We start from the raw sequence: 24,219 nt of genomic DNA, 5'->3' as shown, positions 1-24,219 counted from the left end.
AAACTCGCGCGACGGCAAGGCCGACCGCGTGGAGGATGAATGGCAGATGCGATTATCCGGGGCCGCCCTGCCCCCGACCGAGCCGCCAGACGGTTCGCGAACCTGAAGCGCCGCTTGCGCGCGCTTGCCATGCTCGGCCCCATGGCGCTGCTCCCCGCCTGCCAGCCCGCCGCCGCACTCGCCGACCGGCAAGAGGGCGATAAGCCGCGCGTCGTCAGCATTGATTATTGCGCCGACCAGATGGCGATCGGCCTGCTGCCCCGTGCGCGCATCGCGGCGATATCGCATGAGGCCGACAGCGACGTCAGCTTTTCAGCGCCGCGCGCGCAGGGCATCGCGCGCCTGCGTCCCGCGCTGGAGGATATTATCGCGCTGCAGCCCGATATGGTCGTGCGATCCTATGGCGGCGATGGGCGGTTGGCGGGGCAATTGGAGAAGCTCGGCATCCAGGTCGTCCAGCTTGGCTATGCCGGGGATATGGCCGGGGTGCGCGCCGATATGCTGCGCGTCGGGCGCGAGCTGGGGGCGGAGCCGCGCGCGCATGCCCTCGTTGCGCGTTTCGATGCCAATCTCGCGGCGGCCGAGGCGGCGGCAGCCAAGCGGAACGACAGGCAGGCGCCGCGCCCCCACGCGCTCTATCTGACCCCCGGCGATGTCACAACCGGACCGGGATCGCTGGTGGCAGAAGTGATCGAGAGCGCGGGCTTCACCCCCTATCGCCAGCGCCCCGGCTGGGGTTCGATCCCGCTGGAGGAACTGGTGCGGCGTCCGCCAGATATGGTGTTTCGCGCCTTTTTCGACAGCTCGCGCTATGCCCAGGATCGCTGGACATCCTCGCGGCATCCGGTGCTGGGCCGGGTGACGGCGGGGGTTCCCGATGTGGAGGTGCCGGGGGGCTGGCTCGCCTGCGGCAATTGGCTGGCCGGCGATGCGGTGGCCAGGCTGGCGGCGGCGCAAGCGGCGATGAAGGGCGGCGCGATATGAGCCGGGTCAACGCCGCGCTGACCGCCCTGCTGATCGCCATGGCGCTGATCGCGCTGATGGCGGGGCCGTCGGGGCTGTCGCCGTCACTGCCCATCGACTGGGCGCGCGGGCGCGACCCCGCGGCGGCGATGATCCTGTTCGAGATCCGCCTGCCCCGCGTACTGGCCGCGGCGCTCGTCGGCGGCGCGCTCGGCATGTGCGGCGCGGCGCTGCAGGCGCTGACCCGCAATCCGCTCGCCGAACCCGGTGTGCTCGGCGTGTCCGCTGCCGCCACGCTGGGCGCGACGGTGACGCTTTATTTCGGGCTGGCCGCTGCCTGGCCCTGGGCGCTGCCCATTGGCGCGGTGACGGCGGCGATGCTGGCGACCGCGCTGCTCGCCTCCGCCGCCGTGCGCACGCAGGGCATGGCGACGCTGATCCTGATCGGGGTTGGCCTCTCCAGCCTGTCGGGCGCGCTGATGGCGCTGATCCTCAATTTTGCGCCCAATCCCTTTTCGCTGTCGGACCTTGTCAACTGGACCTTGGGGTCAGTCGCCAACCGCAGCCTCGCCGACCTTGGTTTTTCGGCGCCGCTGATCCTGATCGGCGCGCTGTTGCTGCTGGGCCAGCGGGCCAATTTGTCGCTGCTGGCGATTGGCGAGGCGGCGGCGGTCGCCCATGGGCTGAACGCGCGCGCATCGCGCATGGCGGTGATTATCGGCACCGGGCTGGCCACCGGCGCGGCGGTCGCGCTGGCGGGCGCGGTCGGCTTTGTCGGCATTGTCGCGCCGCATCTGGTGCGCCCGTGGGTCGGCCATGATCCGGGGCAATGCCTGTGGCCATCGGCGCTGCTGGGCGCGGCGCTGTTGATTCTCGCCGATCTCTTTGTTCGCATCCTGCCAACCGAGGATGAGCTGCGGCTGGGGGTGGTCGCCGCGCTGGCGGGCGCGCCGATCTTCATCGCCATCATCCTGCAACGCGGAAGGATTCACCGTGGCTGAAGCCTTGATCCTGGAGCGGTTGAGCGCCGCAGTGCGGGGGACGTCGCTGGTCCGGCAAGTCGATGCCACCTTCGCGCCCGGACGGCTGACCGCTATCGTCGGCCCCAATGGCGCGGGCAAGTCGAGCCTGCTGCGCGCCATCGCGGGCATTTTACCCGCGAGCGGCGCGGTGCGGCTGGGGAATGAAATGCTGGGTGCGCTGACGCCCGTGGTGCGCGCGCGGCGGCTCGCCTATCTGCCGCAAAGCCATGAGCTGGCGTGGGACATCAACGTCGCTGACATGGTCGCGCTGGGCCGCTTTGCCTATGGCGCGGTGCCGGGGCGGCTGGCGGTGGAGGACGCCGAAGCAGTGGCGGCGGCCATGGCCGAAACCGGCTGTGACCGCTGGGCCGACCGGCGGGTAACGAGCCTGTCGGGCGGCGAACAGGCGTTAGCTTGCCTTTCCCGCGTGCTTGCCGCCGATACGCCGGTGCTGCTGGTCGATGAGCCTGTCGCCGCGCTCGACCCCGCAAACCAATATCGGGTGATGGAATGCCTCGCCGCCCGCGCGCGCGCGGGGCGCATTGTGGTTTCCGTGCTGCACGATCTATCGCTGGTCGCGCAATTTGCCGATGAGATTTTGTGGATGGAGAAAGGACGCGCGGTTGCCGCCACCGACGCCGGGGCCGAAGCGCTGGCGCGCCATGTGCCCGCGCTGTTCGAGCGCAGCCCGACCTTGGCGGCGGACGGGTCAAAAGCGCTTTATTTCCGGCGGGCGGCAAAGAGTTAACCCCCGCTTCGCCGTTCCATGCTATGGCGCGCGCCAACAGAATCGGCCATTTTCACGGGATAGCGATGAAGATATTTGTGACAGGCGGCGCAGGCTATATCGGCAGCCATACATTGGTGCGCCTGCTTTCCGCCGGGCATGAGATTTGCGTATTCGACAATTTTTCGAACAGCTCGCCTGAGGCGCTCGCGCGGGTCAAGCAATTGACCAACCGTGATTTCGCGCTGGTTGAGGGCGATATTCGCGATGCGAGCGCGCTGACGCGGGCGCTTGTGGAATTTGGAGCCGATGCGGCGGTGCATTTCGCGGGGCTGAAGGCCGTCGGGGAATCGAGCGAGAAGCCGCTGCTCTATTATGAGAATAATGTCAGCGGATCGGCGCATCTGCTCGCCGCCATGGACGCCGCCGGGTGCCGCCGCATCGTCTTTTCCTCCTCCGCCACCGTTTATGGCGAGGCGCAATGTCTGCCCTTTGACGAAGATCATCCCATCGCCCCCACCAACCCCTATGGCCGGACCAAGGCGATGGTCGAGGGTATGATCCGCGACTGGAGCGCGGCGACCCCGGATGCATCGGCGGTGCTGCTGCGTTACTTCAACCCCGTGGGCGCGCATGAATCGGGCCGGATCGGCGAGGATCCGCAGGGCATTCCCAATAATCTGATGCCCTATATCGCACAGGTCGCGATCGGTCGCCGCGAGAGGCTTTCGATCTTTGGCGATGATTATGACACGCGCGACGGCACGGGCGAGCGCGACTATATCCATGTCGTCGACCTGGCCGATGCCCATCTCGCCGCGCTCGATTATACGGGCCGCGCGGCGGGGTGCGAGGCGATCAATGTCGGCACCGGCAAAGGCATTACGGTGAAGGAACTGGTCGCGGCCTATGAACGGGCCTGCGGGCACAGCATTGCGTACGAGATCACGCCCCGGCGACCGGGGGACGTGGCGATCAGCTTTGCCGCGACCGGGAAAGCCCGAGAGTTGCTGGGGTGGGAAGCCGCGCTGAACGTGGATGCGATGTGTGCGAGTAGCTGGTTGTGGCAATCGACCAATGCCGAAGGATATGGCGAGACTGCATGACGATATTGGTGACCGGGGCCGCGGGGTTTATCGGCATGCATGTCACAGCGGCGCTCCTCGCGCGCCGCGAACGAGTGATTGGTATCGACAATTTCAGCCCCTACTATTCGCATGTGCTGAATATGGCGGAGACGCGGGGCCTTCGTCTAAGATATCGCGGGAGCCGCGACAAGTGCAGGACCTTGGCGTCTTTAAAGCTCACGACTTCCATCCTGTCGCGCGACTGCCAATTGGTCATGGCGGTGACGCCGCCGCTGTCCTATGGCGCCTTCGTTGCGCCTTTGGGGGCGTCGGTCGGTCTGGATTCGGTAGAAGAGGGTTATGAAAAAGATATTCGTCACGGGCAGCGCGGGTTTCATAGGTTTCCACCTCTGCAAACTTCTTCTCGATGAGGGATTCGAGGTTTTCGGCCTCGACGCGATGACCGACTATTATGATGTGCGGATCAAGCAGGAACGCCACCGCATGCTGTCGGCGAAATCGAACCGCTTCTCGGCTCGCGAGTTCCGTCTCGAGGAAGCCGAAGAGCTTCTCGATTACGCACGGGCGATTGAGCCAGACGTCATTGTCCATCTCGCGGCGCAGGCCGGCGTTCGCTACAGCCTCGAACACCCGCGCGCCTATATCGACACCAATGTCGTCGGCACTTTCAATGTTATGGAATGCGCGCGTGAACTCGAGGTCGGGCATCTTCTGATGGCCTCGACCTCCTCGGTATATGGCGCGAACGAGGACATGCCCTTTGACGAGCGGCAGAAATGCGATACCCCGCTAACAATTTATGCTGCGACGAAGAAAGCCAATGAATCGATGGGGCACAGCTATGCCCATCTGTGGGGCATCCCGACGACGATGTTCCGTTTCTTCACCGTCTATGGCCCCTGGGGCCGCCCCGACATGGCGCTATTCAAATTCACGAAAGGCATACTCGAGGGGACACCGATCGACATCTACAACCACGGGGACATGTGGCGCGACTTTACCTATGTCGAGGATCTAGTGCGCGGCATCCGCCTGCTGATTGACGCCCCGCCACCGGCGGCCGAAGGCCGAGGTGAACCGATCCTCTGCGACAGTCTGTCCCCCGCGGCCCCGTTCCGCGTCGTCAATATCGGCAATTCGGACAAGGTGCGCCTGCTCGACTTCATCGAAGCAATCGAAGAAGAAATAGGTGTCAAGGCGATCCGCAATTATATGGACATGCAGATGGGCGATGTCCCCGCAACTTGGGCCGATGCCTCGTTGCTCCAAGCGCTCACCGGCTACACGCCGCAGACCGATTTCCGCGACGGCGTTCATAATTTCGTCGCCTGGTATCGTGAATATTACGGAGTTTGAGGATGACGAACGCAAGCGGCACTAAGATTTCGACTGCGCCTTCCTATGATGACGCCACAGTCGCGATCATCGGTCTTGGCTATGTCGGCCTGCCGCTGGCGGTCGAATTCGGGAAGCAGCGGTCGGTCGTCGGTTTCGACATCGATGCCGCCCGCATCGACGAGCTGCGCGGCGGCCACGACCGGACGCTGGAAGTCGACGCCGCCGAACTGGCGGAAGCGGACAAACTGTCTTTTACCTACGACCCCGGGGAGTTGGGCAAATGCCGCATCTTCATCGTCACCGTGCCAACCCCGATCGACGCACACAAGCGCCCGGACCTCACCGCCCTCGTCCGCGCATCCGAGATGGTAGGTCGGGTGATGCCCGCCGGCGCGCTCGTGATCTATGAAAGCACAGTCTATCCCGGCGCGACCGAAGAAGAGTGTATCCCCGTCCTTGAAGCCGCATCAGGTCTGACATTCAATCGCGACTTCTTTGCGGGCTACAGCCCCGAGCGGATCAACCCCGGCGATAAGGCGCACCGCCTGCCGACGATTATGAAGGTGACCGCGGGCTCGACCCCCGCGATCGCCGAAGAGGTTGACCAGCTCTATCGGGCCATTGTCACCGCGGGGACGCACAAGGCGCCGTCGATCCGGGTCGCCGAGGCGGCAAAGGTGATCGAGAACACGCAGCGCGACCTCAATATCGCGCTCGTCAACGAACTCGCGCTCATATTCGCGCGCATGGACATCGACACGCTCGATGTGCTCGAGGCCGCCGGCACAAAATGGAATTTTCTACCCTTCCGCCCCGGGCTCGTGGGAGGGCATTGTATCGGGGTCGACCCCTATTATCTGACGCACAAGGCACAGGCGGTCGGCTATCATCCCGAGGTCGTGCTGGCGGGCCGGCGGATTAACGATGCGATGGGCACTTATGTCGCCAACCGGCTGGTGCGCGAAATGATCGTTCGCGATATTGCGATCAAGGGCGCACGCGTTCTCGTTCTTGGCCTAACATTCAAGGAAAACTGCCCCGACCTTCGCAATACGCGAGTGGTCGACATCATCGCGGAGCTCGAAGGCTATGGGATGACAGTCGACAGCCACGACCCGTGGGCCTCGGCCGAGGAAGCTCGGCAAGAATATGGTATCGAACTCGTGGAGCCGGAAGAATCGGCCTATGACGCGATCATCCTCGCCGTGGCGCACGATGAATATCGCACGATAGGCCTTTCCGGCGTCCGAAAATTCAATCGTTCGTCGGCAAGCCCGATCTTCGACCTGAAGGGCATATTTGACAACCGCACCGACACTCTTCGCCTTTAAAACTTCTTCGGTTAGCCTCAGCACAAGCCGTCAGCGAAATTGGGGTTTTTGCTCGGATTGCGCCGGGCTAAATGGACAAGGGCTATTCGGAGAACCAACTTTCAAGGGCCTATACGCTTCAGATTTCTATTGAGGAGTGTACAGATGCCATCAAAGATAGTTTCGTGGACAATCCAGAAAATGAAAGCGATTTCTTTCGATGTTTCCGATAGCCAGAGGATTGCGAGTCAAAGAATTCGAGAGAAACCATCTAAAGGAAGCCGAGTCCAAAACGCTGGATAATTCGTTTCTTGGCGGCTTCAAGATTTTCTCTCAAGTCGATGAGGATAGCATCATCGAAACAATATCATCCCGAATTCCTGAAGAATCGCGCAACAAGACGTTCATCGAAATTGGCTGCGGTCGTGGCGTTGAAAATAACCCCGCCTACCTTGTTGCAAAAGGTTATCGGGGCGCTTGGGTTGACGGAATCTCTGCCAATATTTCCTACATCCAAGATTCATTGCCGGAAACCAAGACAGGAAATCCGATTCTTCTCGTAGATCAGCAAATGATCCATGTTCACAATGTGGTTACACTTCTGGAGCATTACAAGGAATTTATCGGCACGAACGGACCAGAATACTTCAGCCTAGACATTGACAGCGATGACGCATTTGCCTTGGCTAAAACAATAAAGGCCAAGACAACCATCGTATGCGTTGAATATAATGGGAAATTCCTGCACAACATCGGCCTATCGATAGAAAAGAATGATGGAAATTTCTGGCGGAATGACAACTACCCTGGAGCATCGCTCGCCACGATGGTCCGCGTTCTTAACGGATATCGGATCGTTACCTGCAGCCTCGCCGGATCGAATGCCTTTTGCGTGCGCAAGGGCCTAGCGCGAAACTTTGCTTACTACACCGCTGGTCAGCCATATCGGCCAGCACAACATGAATTAATCAAGCGCAGCGCAGGCCAGCCGCCATCACTCAAGCTGGTGCGCGATGCGCTTGCCTGGGACAGCAGATGACCGCACTGTTCGTAGATCGGGCGCGACGGACCAACTTCAGGTGGCAAGAAGATTCCCAAGCCATCCGCCGTTCAAAGCCCCCCGTGCCGTTGTTTTTATGCCGACGCGGGGCTTCCCCCCTCCAAGGATAATGATTAAGTGGCACATCGAGACGACGGAATGAAACGACGCGACATTCTGGCCGCCGCTGGCGTGTGGGCCGCACTGGATTCGGCGGATTCGCTTATCGCCGCGCCCACCTCTGCCTCCGGGCCCACATCGCTCCCCGCTGACAATGGTCTTGGCACTCTCGTCGACAAGCTGGGTTCGTCAACCGGCGGAGAGATGGTGTCGACTTCCCGTGGAAACAGCCTCGAGCGCGAACTGACTTGGGCGCGCGCTGCCAGCCCCGCGTCGATCGAAGAATTCTACGATGCCTCGAACGGCCCTGCCGCCGAACGCATGGCCCTCGAAGCGGCACTGGCTAGCGGACGCGCGGTTTCCTTTCGCGGCTTGCTAACTCTCGACGAGCCTCTTGTCATGCCCGCAAACAGTTCGCTCGCAGGCGAAGGCGCGTCCTCGTTCGATGATAGCCGCGGACGTTCGAGCATCCTGCGCGGTTTCGCCGGTAACGAGCCGACTATCACGATGACGAGCGATTGCCAGCTCCACAACCTTGATGTCGACGGTGCCCTGCAAGGGACGGGAGACGGCATAAAGGTGATTGGCACTCGGATTATCGTGGAAAATGTCTCCGTCCGTAAGGCAGGGGGTGATAATTTCCGCATAGGCGGTGACAACGAACGGCTAAATGCCAACGGTTGGCGAATATCCGGCCTCCGGTCTTATGCCGCAAAGGGGCGTGGCTTCTTTTGTCACCACAGTAATAGCCAGGTAAGTGCGACGTTTCCGCTGGGAGAGCCCGATGTCAACGGCGGCCAGATGTTTGGAGGCGATTTCCTCCGTAACAGGAAGGACAATTTCGCGATCGGCAACGCAATTGACAATAAATTTTTTGGTCCCATGTCCCAGGAAAGCGCGGCGCGCAATTTCCACTTCATGCAAGGCGCGCGCGGCAACCATATTTATGGAGGATATAGCGAAGCTGGAAAAAAAGGCGATCTGCTCGATTCCGGCGCCTTTGCGAACGTCATCCTGTTCACCCAAACGGCCACGGATTCCGGATTCACCGATGCAGACGGACAGAATTTCATCCTCCCCTATATTCGCGGGATCGAAAGACTGGCGATGCTGGGAAGTTTCGGGATCGCCGGCGTTCACGGCTCGGGCGTAGGAGGCCATCTGGACCTTTATTCCGACACCCTTGATCTCGCCGCCCAGATATTCGGGCGTTCGACTGGAAAGGGTTCACAGGGCAAAGGGGTTGCGACGGCGAAACGCGATCTCCACACGCCTGCGGATGTATTCGAATGGCAATATAACGCCGGCATCAATATTCTGTCTGGTGGTTTGCTCGTGGCGGGCGATCAAGTGGTTGGGGTGCGGCAGCCCGCAATCGCAGACGCCTCGCATGGCAACGAATCCGTGAAAATAAACGAGATTCTGGCTGCGCTGCGCGCGCATGGATTGATTGACGGATAATCATCCTGACGATGTCACCAATGCAGCGGCAGCATCAAAGCCGCAGTTGCACACCGGTCAGCTTTTCGGTCGAGCCGTCCGTCGATTATCGGACGACAGAAAATATGGTCCATAAGGCCTGCTGAGCGCGACTTGGGCAACCGCGAGTGAAAACCATATCATCGGGAACCATAGATCATAGACGAATATATGGTGCAGACTAACGGCCACCAAGCTCACGAATATAAAATCGCTCGCGCGCCCTCGTTTTTCTACTAGCCCCTTGGCATTTTTTACAAAAACGTAAGCAAAGAAGCCAAAGCCTATGATGCCAGTAGCAACCAGGAGCTCGAGCCACAGGCTGATCAGGCTGCCCCCGTCGAGGCTATAATCAATCGCAGTTCCGGGAATGGTGGCTTCCTGCAGAACGGTTCCCCACCCGATACCGAGAATATTCTCGAGAAACAGCTGAATCCCGACCAACAATGATCCTTGCCGGCCAACGGCAAAGACATTGTAGTTCGCGATATCCAGAAAATCGGCGATCTTGTATCCGAACAAGTCGAAAAGAAACTGGTTTGAAAGCGCCATATAAACAAGCGACGGCACAAAAATAGCCACGAAGAACAGCGAAAAGAACGAGCGACTCTTGATTAGGAACAGGAGCGAGATCGAGACAGCCACCGCGAAGATGGTCGAAAGGCTGAAGATCAGGATGCCTCCGAGGGACGCCATAGCGATCGCGACTATCGACAGCAGATTCCTGTTCTTGAGGAAATAATAGACGGAAAACGGCGCCAAACATTCAAAGATGATGCCGTTGAACCCAGCCTCAACCGTTAGGCCACGCGGACGCTGAAGCCCCAACACCTCCGCCTCGGGGAACTTGTCCACCGAATAAGGGATGATATCGCTAAGCCGAACGCCCTCAATATTGGCAAGGTAAAAGTCGGCGATGATACCGATGGAGAGGAGGATAACCGCCAGTGAAGCCGCTCGGCCGATATCCTCGATCGTGACCCGCGATATGATGATCAGTTTCCTGACGATAATGAGCGAGAATACGACCGAGCTGAGCCACTGAACGCCCCCCTGAACACGATCCATCTCGATTGGCACGGGGTATAACCACCAGGCGACGAACCCCCATATCAGCGTTATAAACAGGCAAATATCTTGGCGAAGGAACACGCCCGGTTCTATCCCGCGCGTCAGCAGCACGAAGGGCGAGATCGCCACCAACAGGATGAAACCGATCGTCTGAATCGGGACGGGGCTTAGCGCATGCAAAAAGGGGATAAGGATGATATATGCGTAAAGAAAATATCGCATGATTGCCACCCCAACGCAAATGCCGTCAAACGGCGACGCACTCGCAGAAGACGTTCCAGCTATCGTCGCTGGGTTCGCCGCCGTCGGGGAAACGAACGATCGACGACAGCCGGAACCCCGCCACCTGGAGTAAAAGCTTCAACTCCTGCGCGAAGAAAAATCGCATCGCATGGGTTTCCTCAGCATGGCCGAGGTAGCGGTCGCCTGCCACCGTCCAGAGGCGGAAGTTCACATGCGCCAACTGACGCAGACTGTCGACGGTGGTCGAGGCGGATCGGATGGTCTGACCCTTTGCCCCCTCGACAACCCGCACACGGTCTTCCGGCCGCACGCTTAGCACCGCCGGCCCATACCAACAATCGAATGCGAACAAGCCGCCTAACCGCAAATGCCGCCGCGCGTTACGCAGCGCCGCGACGACGGCATCGTTGTCCGCCATATAACCAAGTACCGCAAACATCATCGTCGCGACATCGAATTCGCCGTCGGCCTGAAAGCTTTGGGCATCGCCTACCAGAAATTCCGGCCGTAGCGCGATAGGAAGCCCAGCGGCCTTTTCCTCCGCCAGCGTGATCATCGACGGCGACATGTCAACCCCAACGCAAGCGACGCCGCGTCGTGCCCACTCGAGACTGTGGCCGCCGGTTCCACAGCCAATGTCGAGGACCCGGCTCATCGCAACATCATGGGAGCTTGCCGCCGCGGCGACTAGGTCACATTCGGCGACATAATCCTTGTCGGCATAAAGCAGATCATATTGATTGGCGTACGAGGAGTCGAAAACAGTCATGCCGACGCTCTTTCAGGCTAGGATTTTATGGACGGCGGCACATACATGGCCCATCTGGTCGTCAGTTATCGCCAGCCCCGAAGGTATGTATAGCCCCTTGCGCGCGATCCGCTCGGTCACAGGATAGGTTTCACCCAAGAACAGGCCCATGTCGTGAAACACCGGTTGTTCGTGCATACCCAGGAAGAAAGGACGCGATTCGACACCCTCCGCCTTCAACGCGGCGGCGAAGTTTGCGGCGTCGAGCGGATGATCGTCGTCAAGAAGTAACGGATAGACCCAGAAAACGCTGCGCCCCCAATTTTCCTCAATCGGCAGCTGGATGCTAGGAAGGCGGCCGAGACGCGCCGTATATTCGGCGGCGATCGCGCGCTTGCGCTCGACGATGTCCTCGATGCGCTTCACCTGATTGACACCAACCGCGGCCTGCATATTGGTCATGCGGTATTGATGACCAAGCTCGGTATGCAGAAAGCGCCGGTCGGGGCGGAAACAGAGATTGCGTAAGTCGCGGCAGCGTTTGGCAAGGTGATCATCGCTGGTAATCAGCATCCCGCCTTCGCCAGTCGTGATCAGCTTGTTGGCGAAAAAGCTGAACGTCGCGATATGCCCCATGCCGCCGCAGACCCGCCAGGTCGCGCTGTCGGTATCACGCCCCGACAAATAGCGGGCGCCATGGACTTCGGCCGCGTCCTCGATGATCGCCAGGCCGTGTTTCTCGGCCAGCGCGAGGACGGGATCCATATCGACCGGATGGCCGAACATATGGACAACCATGATCGCCTTAGTCGCTGGCGTGATCTTGGCCTCGATTTCGTCGGTCCGCATGTTAAAGGTGCGCGGACAGCAATCGACGAGAACCGGCTTCGCACCAGCGCGCACCGCCGCAAGCGCGCAGCTGATAATCGTATAGCTGGGCATGATGACTTCGTCGTCCTGCCCGATGCCCAACGCCTCGACCGCGACCTGCAACGCCACGGTGCCGTTGGCAACGGCAATGCCGTGCGACTGACCGCAATAATCGGCCCACCCCTGCTCGAACTCGTCGACATAGCGCCCGGCGGACGAAATCCATCCGCTGCGGAAAGCTTCCTCGAGAGGCTGGAAATCCTCGTCAGTCAGCAGCGGCTCGTTAACCGGTACCCACGTCATCAAAACCGTTCCTTGTCCCTGTTTCCGGCATAGGGCCCCTGCTTCACCTCGAACAGGACCGTATCCTCATAAAGATGGAAGCCGTGGCCGCCCCCGAGCAGCAAAATGATCGCGCCCTGTTCCAGATCCCGCTCGGCGACGAAATTCCGCCCACTGTCATAAATGGTCACCCGGCACCGCCCCTTGCGCACCACGATACACTCGTTCGTGCCTTCGACCTGCCGAGTGATCGGAAGGTGCACGTGCGCGGGGATATCTTCCCCCGCACCATAGACGATCATGCCCATCTGCAGGCTGAAGTCGCCAGGCGTCATGAATGTCGTCTCAGACGGCAGCCAGTGCGGGTCGACGATATAGGCGAGCGGAACGCCGGCATTACTCGCAACGATTTCGACGGGCGAAGACGGGCTCATCGTCGATACCTTCAGAAAAGCGAGCGACGGCGCGCACTGCTGGCTTGTTCGATTTCCGCTTCCACCAGATCGGCGTCGGCCATTTCGTTGACCAGAGCATGAAAATCGACCTTTGGCGCCCACCCCAGCTTGGTTCGCGCCTTGGTGGCGTCGCCAAGCAGCGTTTCAACCTCAGTCGGGCGAAAATATCCCGGATCGACCTCTACAATGCAGGTGCCGTCAGCGAGATAGCCTTTTTCGTCCACGCCCTCTCCTTCCCAGCGGATATCCATGCCTAGGCGGCGGCCCGCCACCTCGACGAATTCGCGTACGCTATGCTGCTCGCCGGTCGCGATGACGAAATCCTCGGGCTTGTCCTGCTGCAGCATCAACCACTGCATTTCGACATAATCACGGGCGTGCCCCCAGTCACGCAGCGCATCAAGGTTTCCGAGATAAAGGCGCTTTTGCAGCCCAAGTTTAATTCGAGCAAGCGCGCGCGTAATTTTGCGAGTAACGAACGTCTCCCCCCGGATAGGGGACTCGTGATTGAACAACACACCGTTGCAGGCATACATATTATAGGCTTCGCGGTAATTGACCGTGATCCAATAGGCGTAAAGCTTGGCGACGGCATAGGGCGAGCGCGGATAGAAGGGCGTGGTTTCCTTCTGCGGCACTTCCTGCACCAGCCCGTAAAGCTCCGAAGTCGACGCCTGATAAAAGCGCGTCTTTTCTGCGAGGCCCGAAATTCGCAAGGCTTCGAGAACACGCAACACGCCAACCGCATCCGAGTTTGCCGTATACTCGGGTTCTTCAAAGGACACCGCGACATGGCTCTGCGCAGCAAGATTATAGAACTCGTCCGGTTCCACCTGCTGAATGACGCGCATCAGGCTGCTAGAATCCGTCATGTCGCCATAATGAAGGGTCAAACTGCCGCCACCTTCGTGCGGATCAGAATAAAGGTGATCAATACGCGCCGTATTAAAGATCGATACGCGCCGTCTGATACCGTGAACCTCATAACCCTTCTTGATCAGAAACTCCGCCAGATAGGCACCGTCCTGACCCGTAATGCCTGTAATAATGGCTTTTTTCATTTATCAGGTCTTTCAAAATGCAACACCGCGCTAACTAGAGAGACGGGCTACGCAATGCAACAGATTAGCGCCCTTTGACCCACGCCCGAACGGGTTTGAGCAACGGGAGGTGGCTTAGCGCCGAACGAATGCGATATGGGCTTGCGAGTCGGCGCAACATGGTGGTGCGTCCCTCGCTCACTGGCGCAACTTCGCGCGAACGATGGCCGCGATGCGCCGCTAGCAGACCGGCAATTTCGCCGATCCGGCCGTCGATAATCGCGTGCCAGATGATCGTATGCGCTTCGGCATAGGCCTGCCACGTGAGATCCTTCACCGCGCCCGCGCGACAATCGACCTCCGCAGCAAGATCGCGGAAGACCGCTTCCAGTTCTTCCTGCGACCATATGGCATGGGTGATGCCGCAGGGAAGATCGACGTGGAAGCCTTGCGGCGTAATGATCGTCTTGACCCCCGCCGCCAGCGCGTCGAGCGTTCCGAGCGACCCTTCGTCGCGTCCGAGGTAGAGATAGTAGTCGAACGCGGGCACGCGTGCCATCATCTCCACATAATCGGCCCGAAAATCGCTGGTCCCCGGCCAATAGTCGACCTCAGCCCCCGCCGCTTCGAGGAGGGGAATGACCTCCTCCCAGCCCAAGCCGAATATTTCGAAGCGGAACCGGTCGAGACGCATTGATCGCGCCATGTCGACCAGCATGGACTCGCGCTTGCGACCGTCGGCATAAAGCCTGGTCGTCAGACCAATCACGATGCGCCTCGGCTCCGCCGCAAAATCATGACCGGGGACCGCAAAGGCGAGCGAGGCCTCGCTAACGCCCGCGGCGACCAGCATATCGCACGTGTGGCTCGACAGCGCGATGCCCACGTCGACACCCGACGTCAGTTCTCTCTTGACCAGACCTACCTTATATGGATCGTCAAGATGCGTGATGAGCATCGTCGCAGGTGTGTTATGGGGCACGTTGGCGAAGGCATAGCTCATCCAGTGATTTACGTCGGCGTGGGAATCCTCAGCGTCGCCCACCGAAACCTCGAACCCAAAGGCTGGGGCATATTCGGCAATCCGGGCCGCCATCTTTTCGATGATCCACGACCGGTTGTCAGGCGCCAGGACCAAATGCGCTTTGCGGAACTTTACCATATCACGATCTTCTTTTTCACGAGCAGGACCCAAGAGATTACGAATGTTGCGGCATAGGCCACAGACAGCCCAAGCGCCGCGCCAGACAGGCTCCAAGATGCAGCACCGATTACCAGTGCCGCAACCCCGATAACGGCCCCCAACAATCCCGACATCGCCTGTAGCGGGGCGTTGCCGGATGCGATGGCGACCGAATGCGTCCAAATGAACGGCAGCGCCACGACTATCCACAGCGATATCAACGGGAATATCGACGGCACCTCGTCGTATCCGGGGCCAAGCACATACTGCGTGAACGGAAAAACCAATGCCCATCCTGCAAGAAATATGAAGAGAGCGATGCCGAGCAGATAGATTGCAGTCTTTTTCAGAATCGCCGACAGTTCGGCCAGCTTGCCGTCGGCGGCATAGGCGGCGATGTTCGGCAGAATGACGACAAAGATCGGATCGACGCATTTCCAGGAAATCGCTGCGACGCTCTTGGCAATCTTATAGACCGCAACATTGTGCGGCGAGAGGAATATCCCGCATATCAACGTGTCGAGTTCCTTCACCACCGAATCGACCGCCGAAATCGTCTGGCTACTGAACAGCAGCTTCGATCGCTCCCTGCAAAAAATTCGCAGCTGATCTAACGCACCGGCTAGGCCGCCGATCGAACCGTACGTGCTTTGCGCTATGCGGTGCGCGAGGTGCAATATCCCCAGGTTGATCACGATCGCCGGCGGAACCTGAACCAGAAACGCCGCTTCGACCGAGGCACGCCCCAGAAAAATGGCGATACCGAAACCCAGCAGCCTGAGCGCCCAGTCGAGCGACTGGAGCAGCGCATATTTCTGGATATTTCCCGAGAGACGCATGAGCCCGATCGCAGGACCGATACCGACCTTCGCGCCGAACACCCCCAGAGCCGCCAAAAGCGGCACCGCCGGATCAACAGCTATACCCAGCGCCCGCAGGACGAGGATTCCGGCGGGCACCGATATGCCGAAAGCGACAACACGCGCCGCCACGTCGAAAAGAAGGAGCGAACGAATGTTTCCCGCCGAACCCCCGGCGCTCGCCTTTTCGCTGAGCACGACGATCGACACTTCCTGAATGCGATAATCGAACAAGGCGTTGACCACCGTCGGGACTGCGGCGGCGAGCGCATAGACGCCGAAATCCTGCGGCCCCAGCACACGGCCCGCCGTCAGAATATAGAGAGCGCCAAAGATAGCGACCCCAAAGCTGGCGGCATATTGCCAGCCCATGTCCCGCAGGGAAAATAGCTCGATCCGGTCGAGCAATTGACGTATCTTCGGAATAATTCGGTTCACGGGACAAGGCTCAGATGCCGGAACAATTCCAGATTGACTTTGCTGACGTCGAACAATTCGCGCGCCATTTCGAGCGAAACTCGCCCCATCTCCGCACGTTCATCCGCAGCGCTGACCATGTGGATCATCGCATCGCGTAACGCCGTCGAATCGCGTGCAGGCACCAATAGGCCATTCTCGCCCGGCCGTACGGTTTCGCGACAACCAGGAACATCGGTAGTGAGAATTGGCCGACCCATAGCCATGGCCTCGAGCACCGAACGCGGAGTACCTTCACGATAGCTCGGTAGTACATACACGCTCGCGCTCGCGATGGCTGACCGGACGTCGGATTGCGGACCGAGATATTCGATCCCATTCTTTTGCCAATCCCCGGTTTCGGATGCCGAAATTCCATCGGGACCGTTGTCGGGCATTCCCACCAACAGGAATCGCGCGTGCGGATGGCGTTGTTTCGTAGCCTTTGCCGCCTCGACATACTCCGAGACACCCTTTGTCTTCAGCAGGCGGGCGATCATTAAGAAGACTGGCTCAGGCGGTAGTGGTCGCGGGCTAAAATGTGCCAAATTCACACCAGACCCGCGGATCGTTCGCACCTTTTCCCGACTAACGATGCCCCTTCTCACGAAATCGCGAACGTCATCGTCGTTCTGGAAAATGACAACACGATTCCCTGCCAACGCCGCTGCGTAGAGTCGTTTCGCCACGCCCTGCACAAGCCGCCTCTTGAACCCAGCGCCTTCTATCATCACATAGCCTAACCCCGTGACCATCGAGCATACGGGAACTCCGATCAGACGGGCAGCGAAACTTCCCCATATGTTTGGCTTGATCGTATAGTTGACGACGAGCCCAGGCTTGACCCCGCGGATCAGGGCCAGCATCTCCCGAAAATAGCGAAGGTCGGCGATCGGATTTAACCCGGTGCGGTCAAGTTGCAACGAATGTGGATGGGCTCCCATGGCATCGATCGCAGCATATGCTTTCGAATCGATATGAGGCGCTGAGACGTGAACCTCGTAGCCGAGCGCAACCAAGTCCCGGATCATATCACCCCGGAAATTTATCAGCGAATCCGCATATGATCCGTTGATCAAGATGACATTTAACGGATGCCTTTCTGGTGGCCTATCAATCTGTTCGGGCAATTAAATTTCTCGGGCAAGCGGCTGGCGAGCGGCGTCGACGCCCCCCGCGACAGGCGGGAGTTGCCAAACGGCCATTGCGGCTAGCAATCTTGGCACGGCCTGTCTATGGCCTCCGTCATGCTCAATACTTCCCTTTCGCCTTGGCCCAGCTTCTCGAGCGAAGAAATCGAGGCGGTCCAGTCCGTGCTAAAGTCTAACCGCGTCAATTACTGGACCGGTCGAGAAGGTCGTAATTTCGAACAGGAGTTTTCCGCATGGTGCGGAAGTGGTCATGCCGTCGCCCTCGCCAACGGCACGCTCGCGCTGGACCTTGCACTTAAGGCTCTGAATATCGGCCCTGGTGATGAAGTGATCGTGACGCCGCGCAGCTTTCTTGCGTCCACGTCGACCGTTGTGAACGCCGGCGCGAGGCCGGTTTTCGCGGATGTCGACGCAAACAGCGGCAACATCTCGGCCGAGACGATCGCGCAGGTCATCACCGATCGCACCCGCGCGGTTATCCCAGTTCATCTGGGCGGCTGGCCGTGCGACATGGATGCGATCATGGCGCTGGCCGCCGGGGCGGGAATTCGGGTTATTGAAGATTGCGCGCAAGCCCACGGAGGGAAAGTCGGCGAGCGAAGCGTCGGCAGTATCGGGGACATCGGCGCTTGGTCCTTCTGCCAGGACAAGATCATGACGACAGGCGGGGAAGGCGGGATGGTGACGACCGACGATCGGGGCCTTTGGTCGAAAATGTGGTCATTCAAGGATCATGGCAAAAGCTGGGAAGCAGTCTACGAACGCGCGCATACAGAGGGCTATCGCTGGGTACATGAGAGTTTCGGTACGAACTGGCGAATGCTTGAGGTGCAGGCGACGATCGGACGCATCCAGCTTCGGCATATGGCCGGCTGGACGCAGCGGCGCACAGCGATTGCTGCCCGTATCAGCAATGCTCTCCAACCATTTGCAAATGCCGTGCGTGTGCCGACACCCGCAGCGGGGCTGACACATGCCTATTATCGACACTATGCCTATGTGCGCCCCGAAGGTTTGAAGCGGGGCTGGTCGCGGGACCGGATCGTTTCGGCGTGCAACGCACAAGGAATACCAGTCCTGCATGGCAGTTGCCCGGAAATATATCTCGAAAAAGCCTTCGAGAGCACGCCGTGGCGCCCTGCAGAGCGGCTGCCTGTAGCGCGAGAGCTGGGCGAAACCAGCCTGATGTTCTTGTGCCATCCGACCTTGACCGACGAAGAAGTCGATAAGGTCTGCAAAGTCGTTGTCGAGGTCGTTGGTCAGGCAGCAGCATAACTGAACTTCCAAGCGATCAGACCTTTGGCGCCATCTCGCGCGCCGGATTACCGGCAACAACGCTTCCTGACGCAACGTCGCGCGTGACCACCGCCCCCATTCCTACGACCGCCCCGGCTCCGATTACGAGCGGCTTGTCGGCATTACCATTCCTGAGAATCGCACCCGATCCGACATAGGCGTGATCCCCGATATGCACGTTGCCGTTGCAACGGACACCCGGCGCAAAGGTCACATAGTTCCCGATCCGGCAATCATGCTCGACGTAGGAACCGATGTTGCAATGAAAATGACTGCCGATCCTTATATTTGACGTCATAGTTACGAAAGGCGAAATCAAGCAGCCGGGCCCGATCTCAACGTCGTCCATCACAACGCTGTTTCTGGAAATGACATCGATCAGACCGACAGCGGCGCCCTGACGTTTCCGATTGATCTGTTCGCGAATTTCCGAATTGGCGATTGCGATCGCAATCGCCTTTTCTCGATCCGTCTGCATCAGAAATGCCTCCCAGGTCCACACGGGATAGCCGTTGACGCGATCCGCTTTGCCGGAGTCGTCAACAAAAACCAGTTCCACCGCGCCCTCTGCTTGCTCGGCTAGCAGTGGCATTACGCCGCGACCGCATCCCCCCGCTCCGTAAATACCATAGAGCTGCCTCATGTCTTCCTGTTACCCTTGAAAACCGGCATCGTCGCGTCGGCCGCGGCCGAAATGCCGTCGCGGCGCAGGACACGCCAGAAGGTCAGTCCCAGAATTCGTACATCCAGCATCAGACTTTGATTTTTCACATACCAGACGTCCAGCGCAAATTTTTCATCCCAGCTCAGCGCATTGCGCCCATTAACCTGCGCCCAGCCCGTCAGACCTGGCTTCACCTCGTGGCGCCGCATCTGTTCCTCGGAATAGAGCGGTAGATATTCGACAAGTAGCGGTCGCGGTCCGACAAGGCTCATTTCGCCGCACAGCACATTCCACAGTCCAGGTAATTCATCGAGGCTCGTCGACCTTAGCCATCGTCCGAACGGAGTGAGACGCTCAACATCTGGCAGGAGCGCTCCATCGGCGCCCCGGGCGTCGGTCATGGTACGGAACTTCATCATCCGGAAAATGCGACCATCGAGCCCCGGCCGCTCCTGAGTGAACAATACCGGACTCCCCAAGCGGCGATAAACGACCGCGCCGACGACTAAAATTAAAGGGGACAACAACAGCAACCCCGCCGCCGAACCCAAAATGTCCAAGCATCGCTTGACCATGTCACTGTTTCTGTTCGCCGCTCGTCATTTTGAGTTCGGAGACGGTTATCGTCGCCGGGCCCCGACCGATACCGCCCGCGATACGCATCTCGACACGGAGTAGCCCGCAGCCTTCTGGGATCGGCATCGCCATAGCGCTACCAAGCGGGACGCCGTCCTCCAGGAGGTTCACCGAGCGGCGCACCGTTCCTCCGGCCTTCCCCATGAGGCAAGTCATTTCCCAGACCGCTCCGCTTTGGAGATTCATCGCCCGGTCGTCGATTCGCCAGCGAAAGGTATCCGCGCCTTGAGGCAAAACGATTTTACCCGCCGCGATGCCGACTGTTCCGGGCGATCCGAAGAGATCAAGGCCGCCGCCCCCCTCGACGCCGACGACATTTCCACCGCGATCGCTGCTGTCAGGAAAATCCCAGATGAAGGGTGGATAGCCGTCGCTCGGCGCGCCATCGCCGACCACGCCGACATCGCGCAAGCTTGAGGAGCCCGCCCCTGGTAAGAGCGGATGCAACTGCAACGCCTGCCGATAGGCGCGCTCGGCAATCAGTCGTTTCATCAACTCAGAATAGATAGGGTATAGCGTGTCGACATGGGGTGCCTTCTTGCCACGATCGATCAGCAGCGTCGCGATCGGTTCGGCGCGCGGCAGGTGGCTCACCGCAGCGCGCATCAGATCACGTAGCCAAGGATTATTTTCGCTGATGTAGGGCATTAGGTGACGCCGCCCTTCTGGCGCGAGAATGACCATCGACAAGCGCGGCATGATTTGCGACCCGGCATCCCGGTCACCGCGTATCATCAGATCGAAGTTCCTAAGCCCCGCCACGATTTCGCCCCGACGAAGATTGTCGGCACCAAGCCAGAGTTCAACGGCGCCATCGCGGCGCGATATCCGCTCCGCCTGCGACATTGCTCGCCGGGCATCGGCAAGATTGCCATTGATCTCCAGCCCCCGACCTATCAGCCAAAGCGAGCGGGGCGTCAGCGGCGCCAGCTTCAACGTCGATCGTCCGAACGAGATGGCCGACTCGGCACTTTTCTTGTCGCGCGATTCAAAGACCTTCATCGACAAACGCATTTGGCCGGTACGCCAAGAAAAAAAGCCCGCTCCCAGCGGCCGGAAACCATCGATAACAAGACCGATGGAGGCCGCAGCTTGCGAGAAGGCCAGTACCGCTAGACAGAGCCCTGTCAGCCACCCGAAGAACAACTTCGGTTTAAGTGTGCCCGTGCTGGCCAAGCTGTCTTCCCTGTTCAGCTAGCGCCGTCGGCAGCGGCATCCTTGCCGTAACCATAGCCATAGCCATAGCCATAGCCATAGCCAGACTGACGCGCTCTATATTTCGTAAGAAGCGCACCAAGGATATGCGCGCGCGATTCATGCAGGCGTCCGATCGCTGCTTGTGATCCCCGCACCGCGGTGCGATCAGCCTCAATCACATAGATTACGCCTTCGACGGTGTTGGCGATCAGCGGCGCATCCGACAAGCCCAACATTGGCGGGCTGTCGAGAATGACGTGCTGGAACCTTTCCGAAAGCAAGCGCACCAGCGTCGCCAAGCGATCGCCGCTCAGCAGTTCGGACGCGCTCGGCGGAACGGGGCCCGCACTGACGAAACTCACATTTGCATCGTCGAGCTTTTGAATCAAACGGTCCAAATCATCTTCGCCCGCCAGGAAGTTCGAAACACCTCGCGAACCGTCGAGACCCAGGCGTTCGGCGACGACCGGTCGACGCATGTCGACGTCGACCAAGACGACGGTTCCCGAGGTACGGCCAATGACCCGCGCTAGCGAATAGGCGGACGTCGACTTGCCCTCCGATGGTGAAGTACTGGTAAGCGCCATTGTCCGAGGCAGGCCGTGATCCGTCGAAAAACTGAGATTGGTACGCACCGTCATATAGGCTTCGGACAATATGGATTTGGGATCGTCGATAACCGATAGAGCATCGTCATCGACGACCGGAATCGCACCTAGAAGCGGGACCCCCAAACGATCGGCGACCTGCTGCGGCTCGCGAATGCTCTCGTCGAGATTTTCCAGTATCACGATCACGCCGGTAGCAAGGAACAACCCCAGCGTCAACGCCACCGCCAGATTGAGAAACAGTCGGGGAGACGACGACTCCTCAGGAAGAACGGCGTCATCGACAATCGAGATATTGTTTGTTCCGACACCCGCAACGCCAATTTCCTTGTAGCGCTGCAACAGACTATCATAGAGTTGGCGGTTGGTATCCACCTCGCGCTGGTAGATATTATACTGAATGCTCGATCGGTTCTCGACATCCAGACGGCCTAAAAGTTCATCGACACGCGCGCGAAGACTTTGCTCGCGTTCCTGCGCGGCCCGATAGTCGGAAACATAGGCTCCGCGAACACGGCTTTCCTCGGCCGCGACCGCGCGATCAAGCGCAGCAACCTTGTCGCGCGCAGCCTCGGCCAGCGGATACTCGGGCTCGAACTTGACCAATAATTCCTGAAGCTCGGCATTGGCCTCCGCACGTCTCTGCCGAAGCATGCCGAGGGCCTGATTCGAAATCGCGAGTTGCGTGCTCCCGGGTGTACGGGCGGCTTTGAGCTTCGATTCCGCCTCGGCACGTTCCGCCGTCGCGAGCACCAAAAGGCGATTGAGCTGTTCAAGATCGCTTGATGCCAGCGTCTGCGTCGTCCGGGTCCGGCCATCGTCGCTACGCATTTCGGACAGGCGAACAATCCCCTGACGGGCCGCATAGCTGACTAGGTCCCGCTCGGACTCTTCAAGTCGATCCCGCAACCCCTGCAGACGCGTTTCCAGATAGACCCGCGCATCGGCAGTAGACGCGAGACGGCGGTCCATGCTTTGCTGGACGAATTCGTTCACCCAGGTGCTTGCGATCAAGCGGGAGAGCTGCGGCGAAGCACTCGTATAGCTGACATCAACCAGCGCCGAACCGCGCAGCGGCGATATGCCTACATTCTCCAACAGCAATTCGACTGCCTGCCGTTCACGCGCCCGAAGATCATCCGCAGAAACAGGGCCGGTTTTGCGCCCCGAAAGGAGTCCCTCGTCCTCGGGAGTCGCCCCGTGCGCGTCGAAGAATTCGGAATTGCGCGCCAGTCGGAGCCGCCGCTCGACGCGTTCCGCAAGCGAACGCGCATTAAGCAACGAATATTGGGTGAGGTAGAACTCTTCATCGGGCGCACTACTCTCGCGCTTCAACCCTTCAACATTGGTCACATTCGCCTGCTCGCGCGCAATCTCGATCCGCGAAGTAGCGGTATACTGCGGCGTCATCAGTAAGGTGATGATTGCACCCACAATCGTCGCCACCCCAACTATCGCCGCGGCGAGCCAAAGGTGGCGCTTCAACGCATTCCAATAGGTGAGCAGGATCGGCGCAGTCAGGAATTCCCTGCCTCCCTCACCTTGCTCCACATTGTCGCTTGCAATCGCCATATCAGACATCAAGAAAGCTCTCGTTCAATTTCGTTAGATTAGTTGTTATTGTCCAGAACCGCGACCAACGGCGACACGAGCAGCGGAGCAACGGCCACAGCCTGCTGAAGCAATCTGCGTCCCGGTGAATTGCCGACGACCACAATGTCGTTGGGATAAAGGATCGGGTCGGCATAGGCTCCGCGCCGGACAGCGGCGAGATCATAAAGCGCGATCATCTGGCGTCCGTTCACCTTGCGGTGGATCACGACTTCGCGCAGTTGCGCGAATTCGGTCGCGCCGCGCGCCGCCGCGACGGCTCGCATCAACGTCATTCCGGGCAGGATCGGATAATTGCCTGCCTGCTGCACTTCGCCGTCAACGGTCACGAAACTGCTGACAGGCTCCTCCAGATTCACCGCGACCTGCGGGTTGCGCACGTAGCCTGCCCGAAGCTGTTCGGCGATTCGGGTCTTTGCCTCGCCGATCGACAGGCCCGAAACCTGCACGACACCAGCGATCGGCAGCGATATATTGCCCGACCCGTCAACGGTCACGCGCCGATCCTTAAGCTCGAGAATGCCGAGGACGTCGACGATCAGCTTGTCGAACGGTCCGATATAATAGTTATAAACCTGGTCTGCACCCATCTGCCCCTGCGGACCCGGAAGTTCGGACACGCCAACCCGTGTGACGGTCGGACCACCCAGTCCCTCACCGACCAGATCGGAGGCGCAACCGCCGAGGGCCACGACCAATGCGAGTGCCATATAGCGCGAGGCCCACCTCGCGCGGGATTTTCCGACATTATATCGCATGAGC

23 protein-coding genes are annotated in these 24,219 nt (G+C 59.6%); 10 read left to right on the top strand and 13 right to left on the bottom strand.

The annotated features are described in order from the left end of the window. Positions 1-39 precede the first annotated feature (39 nt). From JV18_RS0100445 to JV18_RS0100410, 9 genes are all read left to right on the top strand, one after another. Positions 40-984: an ABC transporter substrate-binding protein gene (locus JV18_RS0100445; RefSeq protein ID WP_052071642.1), complete on the top strand. Its 945-nt coding sequence runs from the start codon at positions 40-42 to the stop codon at positions 982-984. Then, entirely contained in the window at positions 981-1,964 is a 984-nt protein-coding gene (locus JV18_RS0100440; RefSeq protein WP_033072932.1) for a FecCD family ABC transporter permease, read from the top strand. Before JV18_RS0100445 ends, JV18_RS0100440 begins: the two co-directional genes overlap by 4 nt. Beyond that, positions 1,957-2,733 (top strand): ABC transporter ATP-binding protein, encoded by a 777-nt coding sequence (locus JV18_RS0100435; protein WP_052071641.1) that lies wholly within the window; start codon positions 1,957-1,959, stop codon positions 2,731-2,733. Before JV18_RS0100440 ends, JV18_RS0100435 begins: the two co-directional genes overlap by 8 nt. A 65-nt stretch (positions 2,734-2,798) precedes the next feature. Beyond that, positions 2,799-3,818 carry a UDP-glucose 4-epimerase GalE gene (gene galE / locus JV18_RS0100430; RefSeq protein WP_033073008.1) on the top strand — a complete coding sequence of 340 codons (1,020 nt, stop codon included), beginning with the start codon at positions 2,799-2,801 and terminating at the stop codon, positions 3,816-3,818. Then, positions 3,815-4,210 (top strand): NAD-dependent epimerase/dehydratase family protein, encoded by a 396-nt coding sequence (locus JV18_RS15765; protein WP_144243826.1) that lies wholly within the window; start codon positions 3,815-3,817, stop codon positions 4,208-4,210. Before galE ends, JV18_RS15765 begins: the two co-directional genes overlap by 4 nt. Then, positions 4,140-5,156 (top strand): NAD-dependent epimerase/dehydratase family protein, encoded by a 1,017-nt coding sequence (locus JV18_RS0100425; protein ID WP_033072931.1) that lies wholly within the window; start codon positions 4,140-4,142, stop codon positions 5,154-5,156. The genes JV18_RS15765 and JV18_RS0100425 overlap by 71 nt, the downstream gene beginning before the upstream one ends. 2 nt (positions 5,157-5,158) lie before the next feature. Beyond that, positions 5,159-6,469, top strand: a complete 1,311-nt coding sequence (locus tag JV18_RS0100420; RefSeq protein ID WP_052071640.1) for a nucleotide sugar dehydrogenase — start codon at positions 5,159-5,161, stop codon at positions 6,467-6,469. 199 nt (positions 6,470-6,668) lie between these two features. Further along, positions 6,669-7,487, top strand: coding sequence for a hypothetical protein (locus tag JV18_RS0100415; RefSeq protein WP_033072930.1), 819 nt, complete (start codon positions 6,669-6,671; stop codon positions 7,485-7,487). Between the two features lie 159 nt (positions 7,488-7,646). Further along, positions 7,647-9,068: a hypothetical protein gene (locus JV18_RS0100410; protein ID WP_033072929.1), complete on the top strand. Its 1,422-nt coding sequence runs from the start codon at positions 7,647-7,649 to the stop codon at positions 9,066-9,068. A gap of 57 nt (positions 9,069-9,125) precedes the next feature. Here JV18_RS0100410 and JV18_RS0100405 read toward each other — a convergent pair whose 3' ends face one another. From JV18_RS0100405 to JV18_RS0100370, 8 genes are all read right to left on the bottom strand, one after another. Further along, on the bottom strand, positions 9,126-10,379 hold the full coding sequence (locus JV18_RS0100405; protein ID WP_144243825.1) for a hypothetical protein: 1,254 nt from the start codon (positions 10,377-10,379) through the stop codon (positions 9,126-9,128). Positions 10,380-10,404: 25 nt separating this feature from the next. Next, complete coding sequence (locus JV18_RS0100400) at positions 10,405-11,169, bottom strand: class I SAM-dependent methyltransferase (protein WP_052071639.1); 765 nt, start codon at positions 11,167-11,169, stop codon at positions 10,405-10,407. 12 nt (positions 11,170-11,181) lie between these two features. Continuing rightward, the gene (locus tag JV18_RS0100395; RefSeq protein WP_033072927.1) at positions 11,182-12,321 is read right to left on the bottom strand and encodes a DegT/DnrJ/EryC1/StrS family aminotransferase; all 1,140 of its coding nucleotides are present in this window, start codon (positions 12,319-12,321) and stop codon (positions 11,182-11,184) included. Further along, on the bottom strand, positions 12,321-12,734 hold the full coding sequence (locus JV18_RS0100390; RefSeq protein WP_052071638.1) for a hypothetical protein: 414 nt from the start codon (positions 12,732-12,734) through the stop codon (positions 12,321-12,323). The genes JV18_RS0100395 and JV18_RS0100390 overlap by 1 nt, the downstream gene beginning before the upstream one ends. A gap of 11 nt (positions 12,735-12,745) precedes the next feature. Next, the gene (gene gmd, locus JV18_RS0100385) at positions 12,746-13,816 is read right to left on the bottom strand and encodes a GDP-mannose 4,6-dehydratase (protein WP_033072926.1); all 1,071 of its coding nucleotides are present in this window, start codon (positions 13,814-13,816) and stop codon (positions 12,746-12,748) included. A gap of 64 nt (positions 13,817-13,880) precedes the next feature. Next, a complete protein-coding gene (locus JV18_RS0100380) occupies positions 13,881-14,957 on the bottom strand; it encodes a hypothetical protein (protein ID WP_033072925.1) in 1,077 nt (358 codons plus the stop codon). Beyond that, the gene (locus JV18_RS0100375) at positions 14,951-16,246 is read right to left on the bottom strand and encodes a lipopolysaccharide biosynthesis protein (protein ID WP_033072924.1); all 1,296 of its coding nucleotides are present in this window, start codon (positions 16,244-16,246) and stop codon (positions 14,951-14,953) included. Before JV18_RS0100375 ends, JV18_RS0100380 begins: the two co-directional genes overlap by 7 nt. 26 nt (positions 16,247-16,272) lie before the next feature. Continuing rightward, the gene (locus JV18_RS0100370; RefSeq protein WP_144243823.1) at positions 16,273-17,424 is read right to left on the bottom strand and encodes a glycosyltransferase family 4 protein; all 1,152 of its coding nucleotides are present in this window, start codon (positions 17,422-17,424) and stop codon (positions 16,273-16,275) included. A gap of 117 nt (positions 17,425-17,541) precedes the next feature. Here JV18_RS0100370 and JV18_RS0100365 point away from each other — a divergent pair, with 117 nt between their 5' ends. After that, positions 17,542-18,720 (top strand): DegT/DnrJ/EryC1/StrS family aminotransferase, encoded by a 1,179-nt coding sequence (locus JV18_RS0100365; protein WP_033073003.1) that lies wholly within the window; start codon positions 17,542-17,544, stop codon positions 18,718-18,720. Between the two features lie 16 nt (positions 18,721-18,736). Here JV18_RS0100365 and JV18_RS0100360 read toward each other — a convergent pair whose 3' ends face one another. The 5 genes from JV18_RS0100360 to JV18_RS0100340 are packed head-to-tail and all read right to left on the bottom strand — an operon-like array spanning position 18,737 to position 24,167. Then, complete coding sequence (locus JV18_RS0100360) at positions 18,737-19,384, bottom strand: acetyltransferase (RefSeq protein ID WP_033072923.1); 648 nt, start codon at positions 19,382-19,384, stop codon at positions 18,737-18,739. Further along, complete coding sequence (locus tag JV18_RS0100355; RefSeq protein ID WP_033072922.1) at positions 19,381-19,980, bottom strand: sugar transferase; 600 nt, start codon at positions 19,978-19,980, stop codon at positions 19,381-19,383. Before JV18_RS0100355 ends, JV18_RS0100360 begins: the two co-directional genes overlap by 4 nt. Before the next feature lies 1 nt (position 19,981). Beyond that, positions 19,982-21,217, bottom strand: coding sequence for a hypothetical protein (locus JV18_RS0100350; RefSeq protein ID WP_144243822.1), 1,236 nt, complete (start codon positions 21,215-21,217; stop codon positions 19,982-19,984). Positions 21,218-21,231: 14 nt separating this feature from the next. Further along, on the bottom strand, positions 21,232-23,427 hold the full coding sequence (locus JV18_RS0100345; protein ID WP_081944623.1) for a GumC family protein: 2,196 nt from the start codon (positions 23,425-23,427) through the stop codon (positions 21,232-21,234). 29 nt (positions 23,428-23,456) lie between these two features. After that, entirely contained in the window at positions 23,457-24,167 is a 711-nt protein-coding gene (locus tag JV18_RS0100340; RefSeq protein ID WP_160174148.1) for a polysaccharide biosynthesis/export family protein, read from the bottom strand. Between the last annotated feature and the right edge of the window lie 52 nt (positions 24,168-24,219).

The organism is Sphingopyxis sp. MWB1 (assembly GCF_000763945.1).
Classification (GTDB): Bacteria; Pseudomonadota; Alphaproteobacteria; order Sphingomonadales; family Sphingomonadaceae; genus Sphingopyxis.
The sequence above is the reverse complement of the archived record's forward strand: the minus strand, read 5'-3'. Positions and strand labels throughout refer to the sequence as shown.

Bases quoted from the DNA above. Each gene is read 5' to 3' on its own strand.
- JV18_RS0100425 (WP_033072931.1), top strand. From the start codon at position 4,140: ATGAAAAAGATATTCGTCACGGGCAGCGCGGGTTTCATAGGTTTCCAC.
- JV18_RS0100395 (WP_033072927.1), bottom strand. From the start codon at position 12,321: ATGACGTGGGTACCGGTTAACGAGCCGCTGCTGACTGACGAGGATTTC.
- JV18_RS0100405 (WP_144243825.1), bottom strand. From the start codon at position 10,379: ATGCGATATTTTCTTTACGCATATATCATCCTTATCCCCTTTTTGCAT.
- JV18_RS0100380 (WP_033072925.1), bottom strand. From the start codon at position 14,957: ATGGTAAAGTTCCGCAAAGCGCATTTGGTCCTGGCGCCTGACAACCGG.
- JV18_RS0100360 (WP_033072923.1), bottom strand. From the start codon at position 19,384: ATGAGGCAGCTCTATGGTATTTACGGAGCGGGGGGATGCGGTCGCGGC.
- JV18_RS0100340 (WP_160174148.1), bottom strand. From the start codon at position 24,167: ATGGCACTCGCATTGGTCGTGGCCCTCGGCGGTTGCGCCTCCGATCTG.
- JV18_RS0100355 (WP_033072922.1), bottom strand. From the start codon at position 19,980: ATGGTCAAGCGATGCTTGGACATTTTGGGTTCGGCGGCGGGGTTGCTG.
- JV18_RS0100400 (WP_052071639.1), bottom strand. From the start codon at position 11,169: ATGACTGTTTTCGACTCCTCGTACGCCAATCAATATGATCTGCTTTAT.
- JV18_RS15765 (WP_144243826.1), top strand. From the start codon at position 3,815: ATGACGATATTGGTGACCGGGGCCGCGGGGTTTATCGGCATGCATGTC.
- JV18_RS0100410 (WP_033072929.1), top strand. From the start codon at position 7,647: ATGAAACGACGCGACATTCTGGCCGCCGCTGGCGTGTGGGCCGCACTG.
- JV18_RS0100365 (WP_033073003.1), top strand. From the start codon at position 17,542: ATGCTCAATACTTCCCTTTCGCCTTGGCCCAGCTTCTCGAGCGAAGAA.
- JV18_RS0100445 (WP_052071642.1), top strand. From the start codon at position 40: ATGGCAGATGCGATTATCCGGGGCCGCCCTGCCCCCGACCGAGCCGCC.
- JV18_RS0100420 (WP_052071640.1), top strand. From the start codon at position 5,159: ATGACGAACGCAAGCGGCACTAAGATTTCGACTGCGCCTTCCTATGAT.
- JV18_RS0100440 (WP_033072932.1), top strand. From the start codon at position 981: ATGAGCCGGGTCAACGCCGCGCTGACCGCCCTGCTGATCGCCATGGCG.
- JV18_RS0100345 (WP_081944623.1), bottom strand. From the start codon at position 23,427: ATGTCTGATATGGCGATTGCAAGCGACAATGTGGAGCAAGGTGAGGGA.
- JV18_RS0100415 (WP_033072930.1), top strand. From the start codon at position 6,669: ATGTTTCCGATAGCCAGAGGATTGCGAGTCAAAGAATTCGAGAGAAAC.
- galE (WP_033073008.1), top strand. From the start codon at position 2,799: ATGAAGATATTTGTGACAGGCGGCGCAGGCTATATCGGCAGCCATACA.
- JV18_RS0100390 (WP_052071638.1), bottom strand. From the start codon at position 12,734: ATGAGCCCGTCTTCGCCCGTCGAAATCGTTGCGAGTAATGCCGGCGTT.
- gmd (WP_033072926.1), bottom strand. From the start codon at position 13,816: ATGAAAAAAGCCATTATTACAGGCATTACGGGTCAGGACGGTGCCTAT.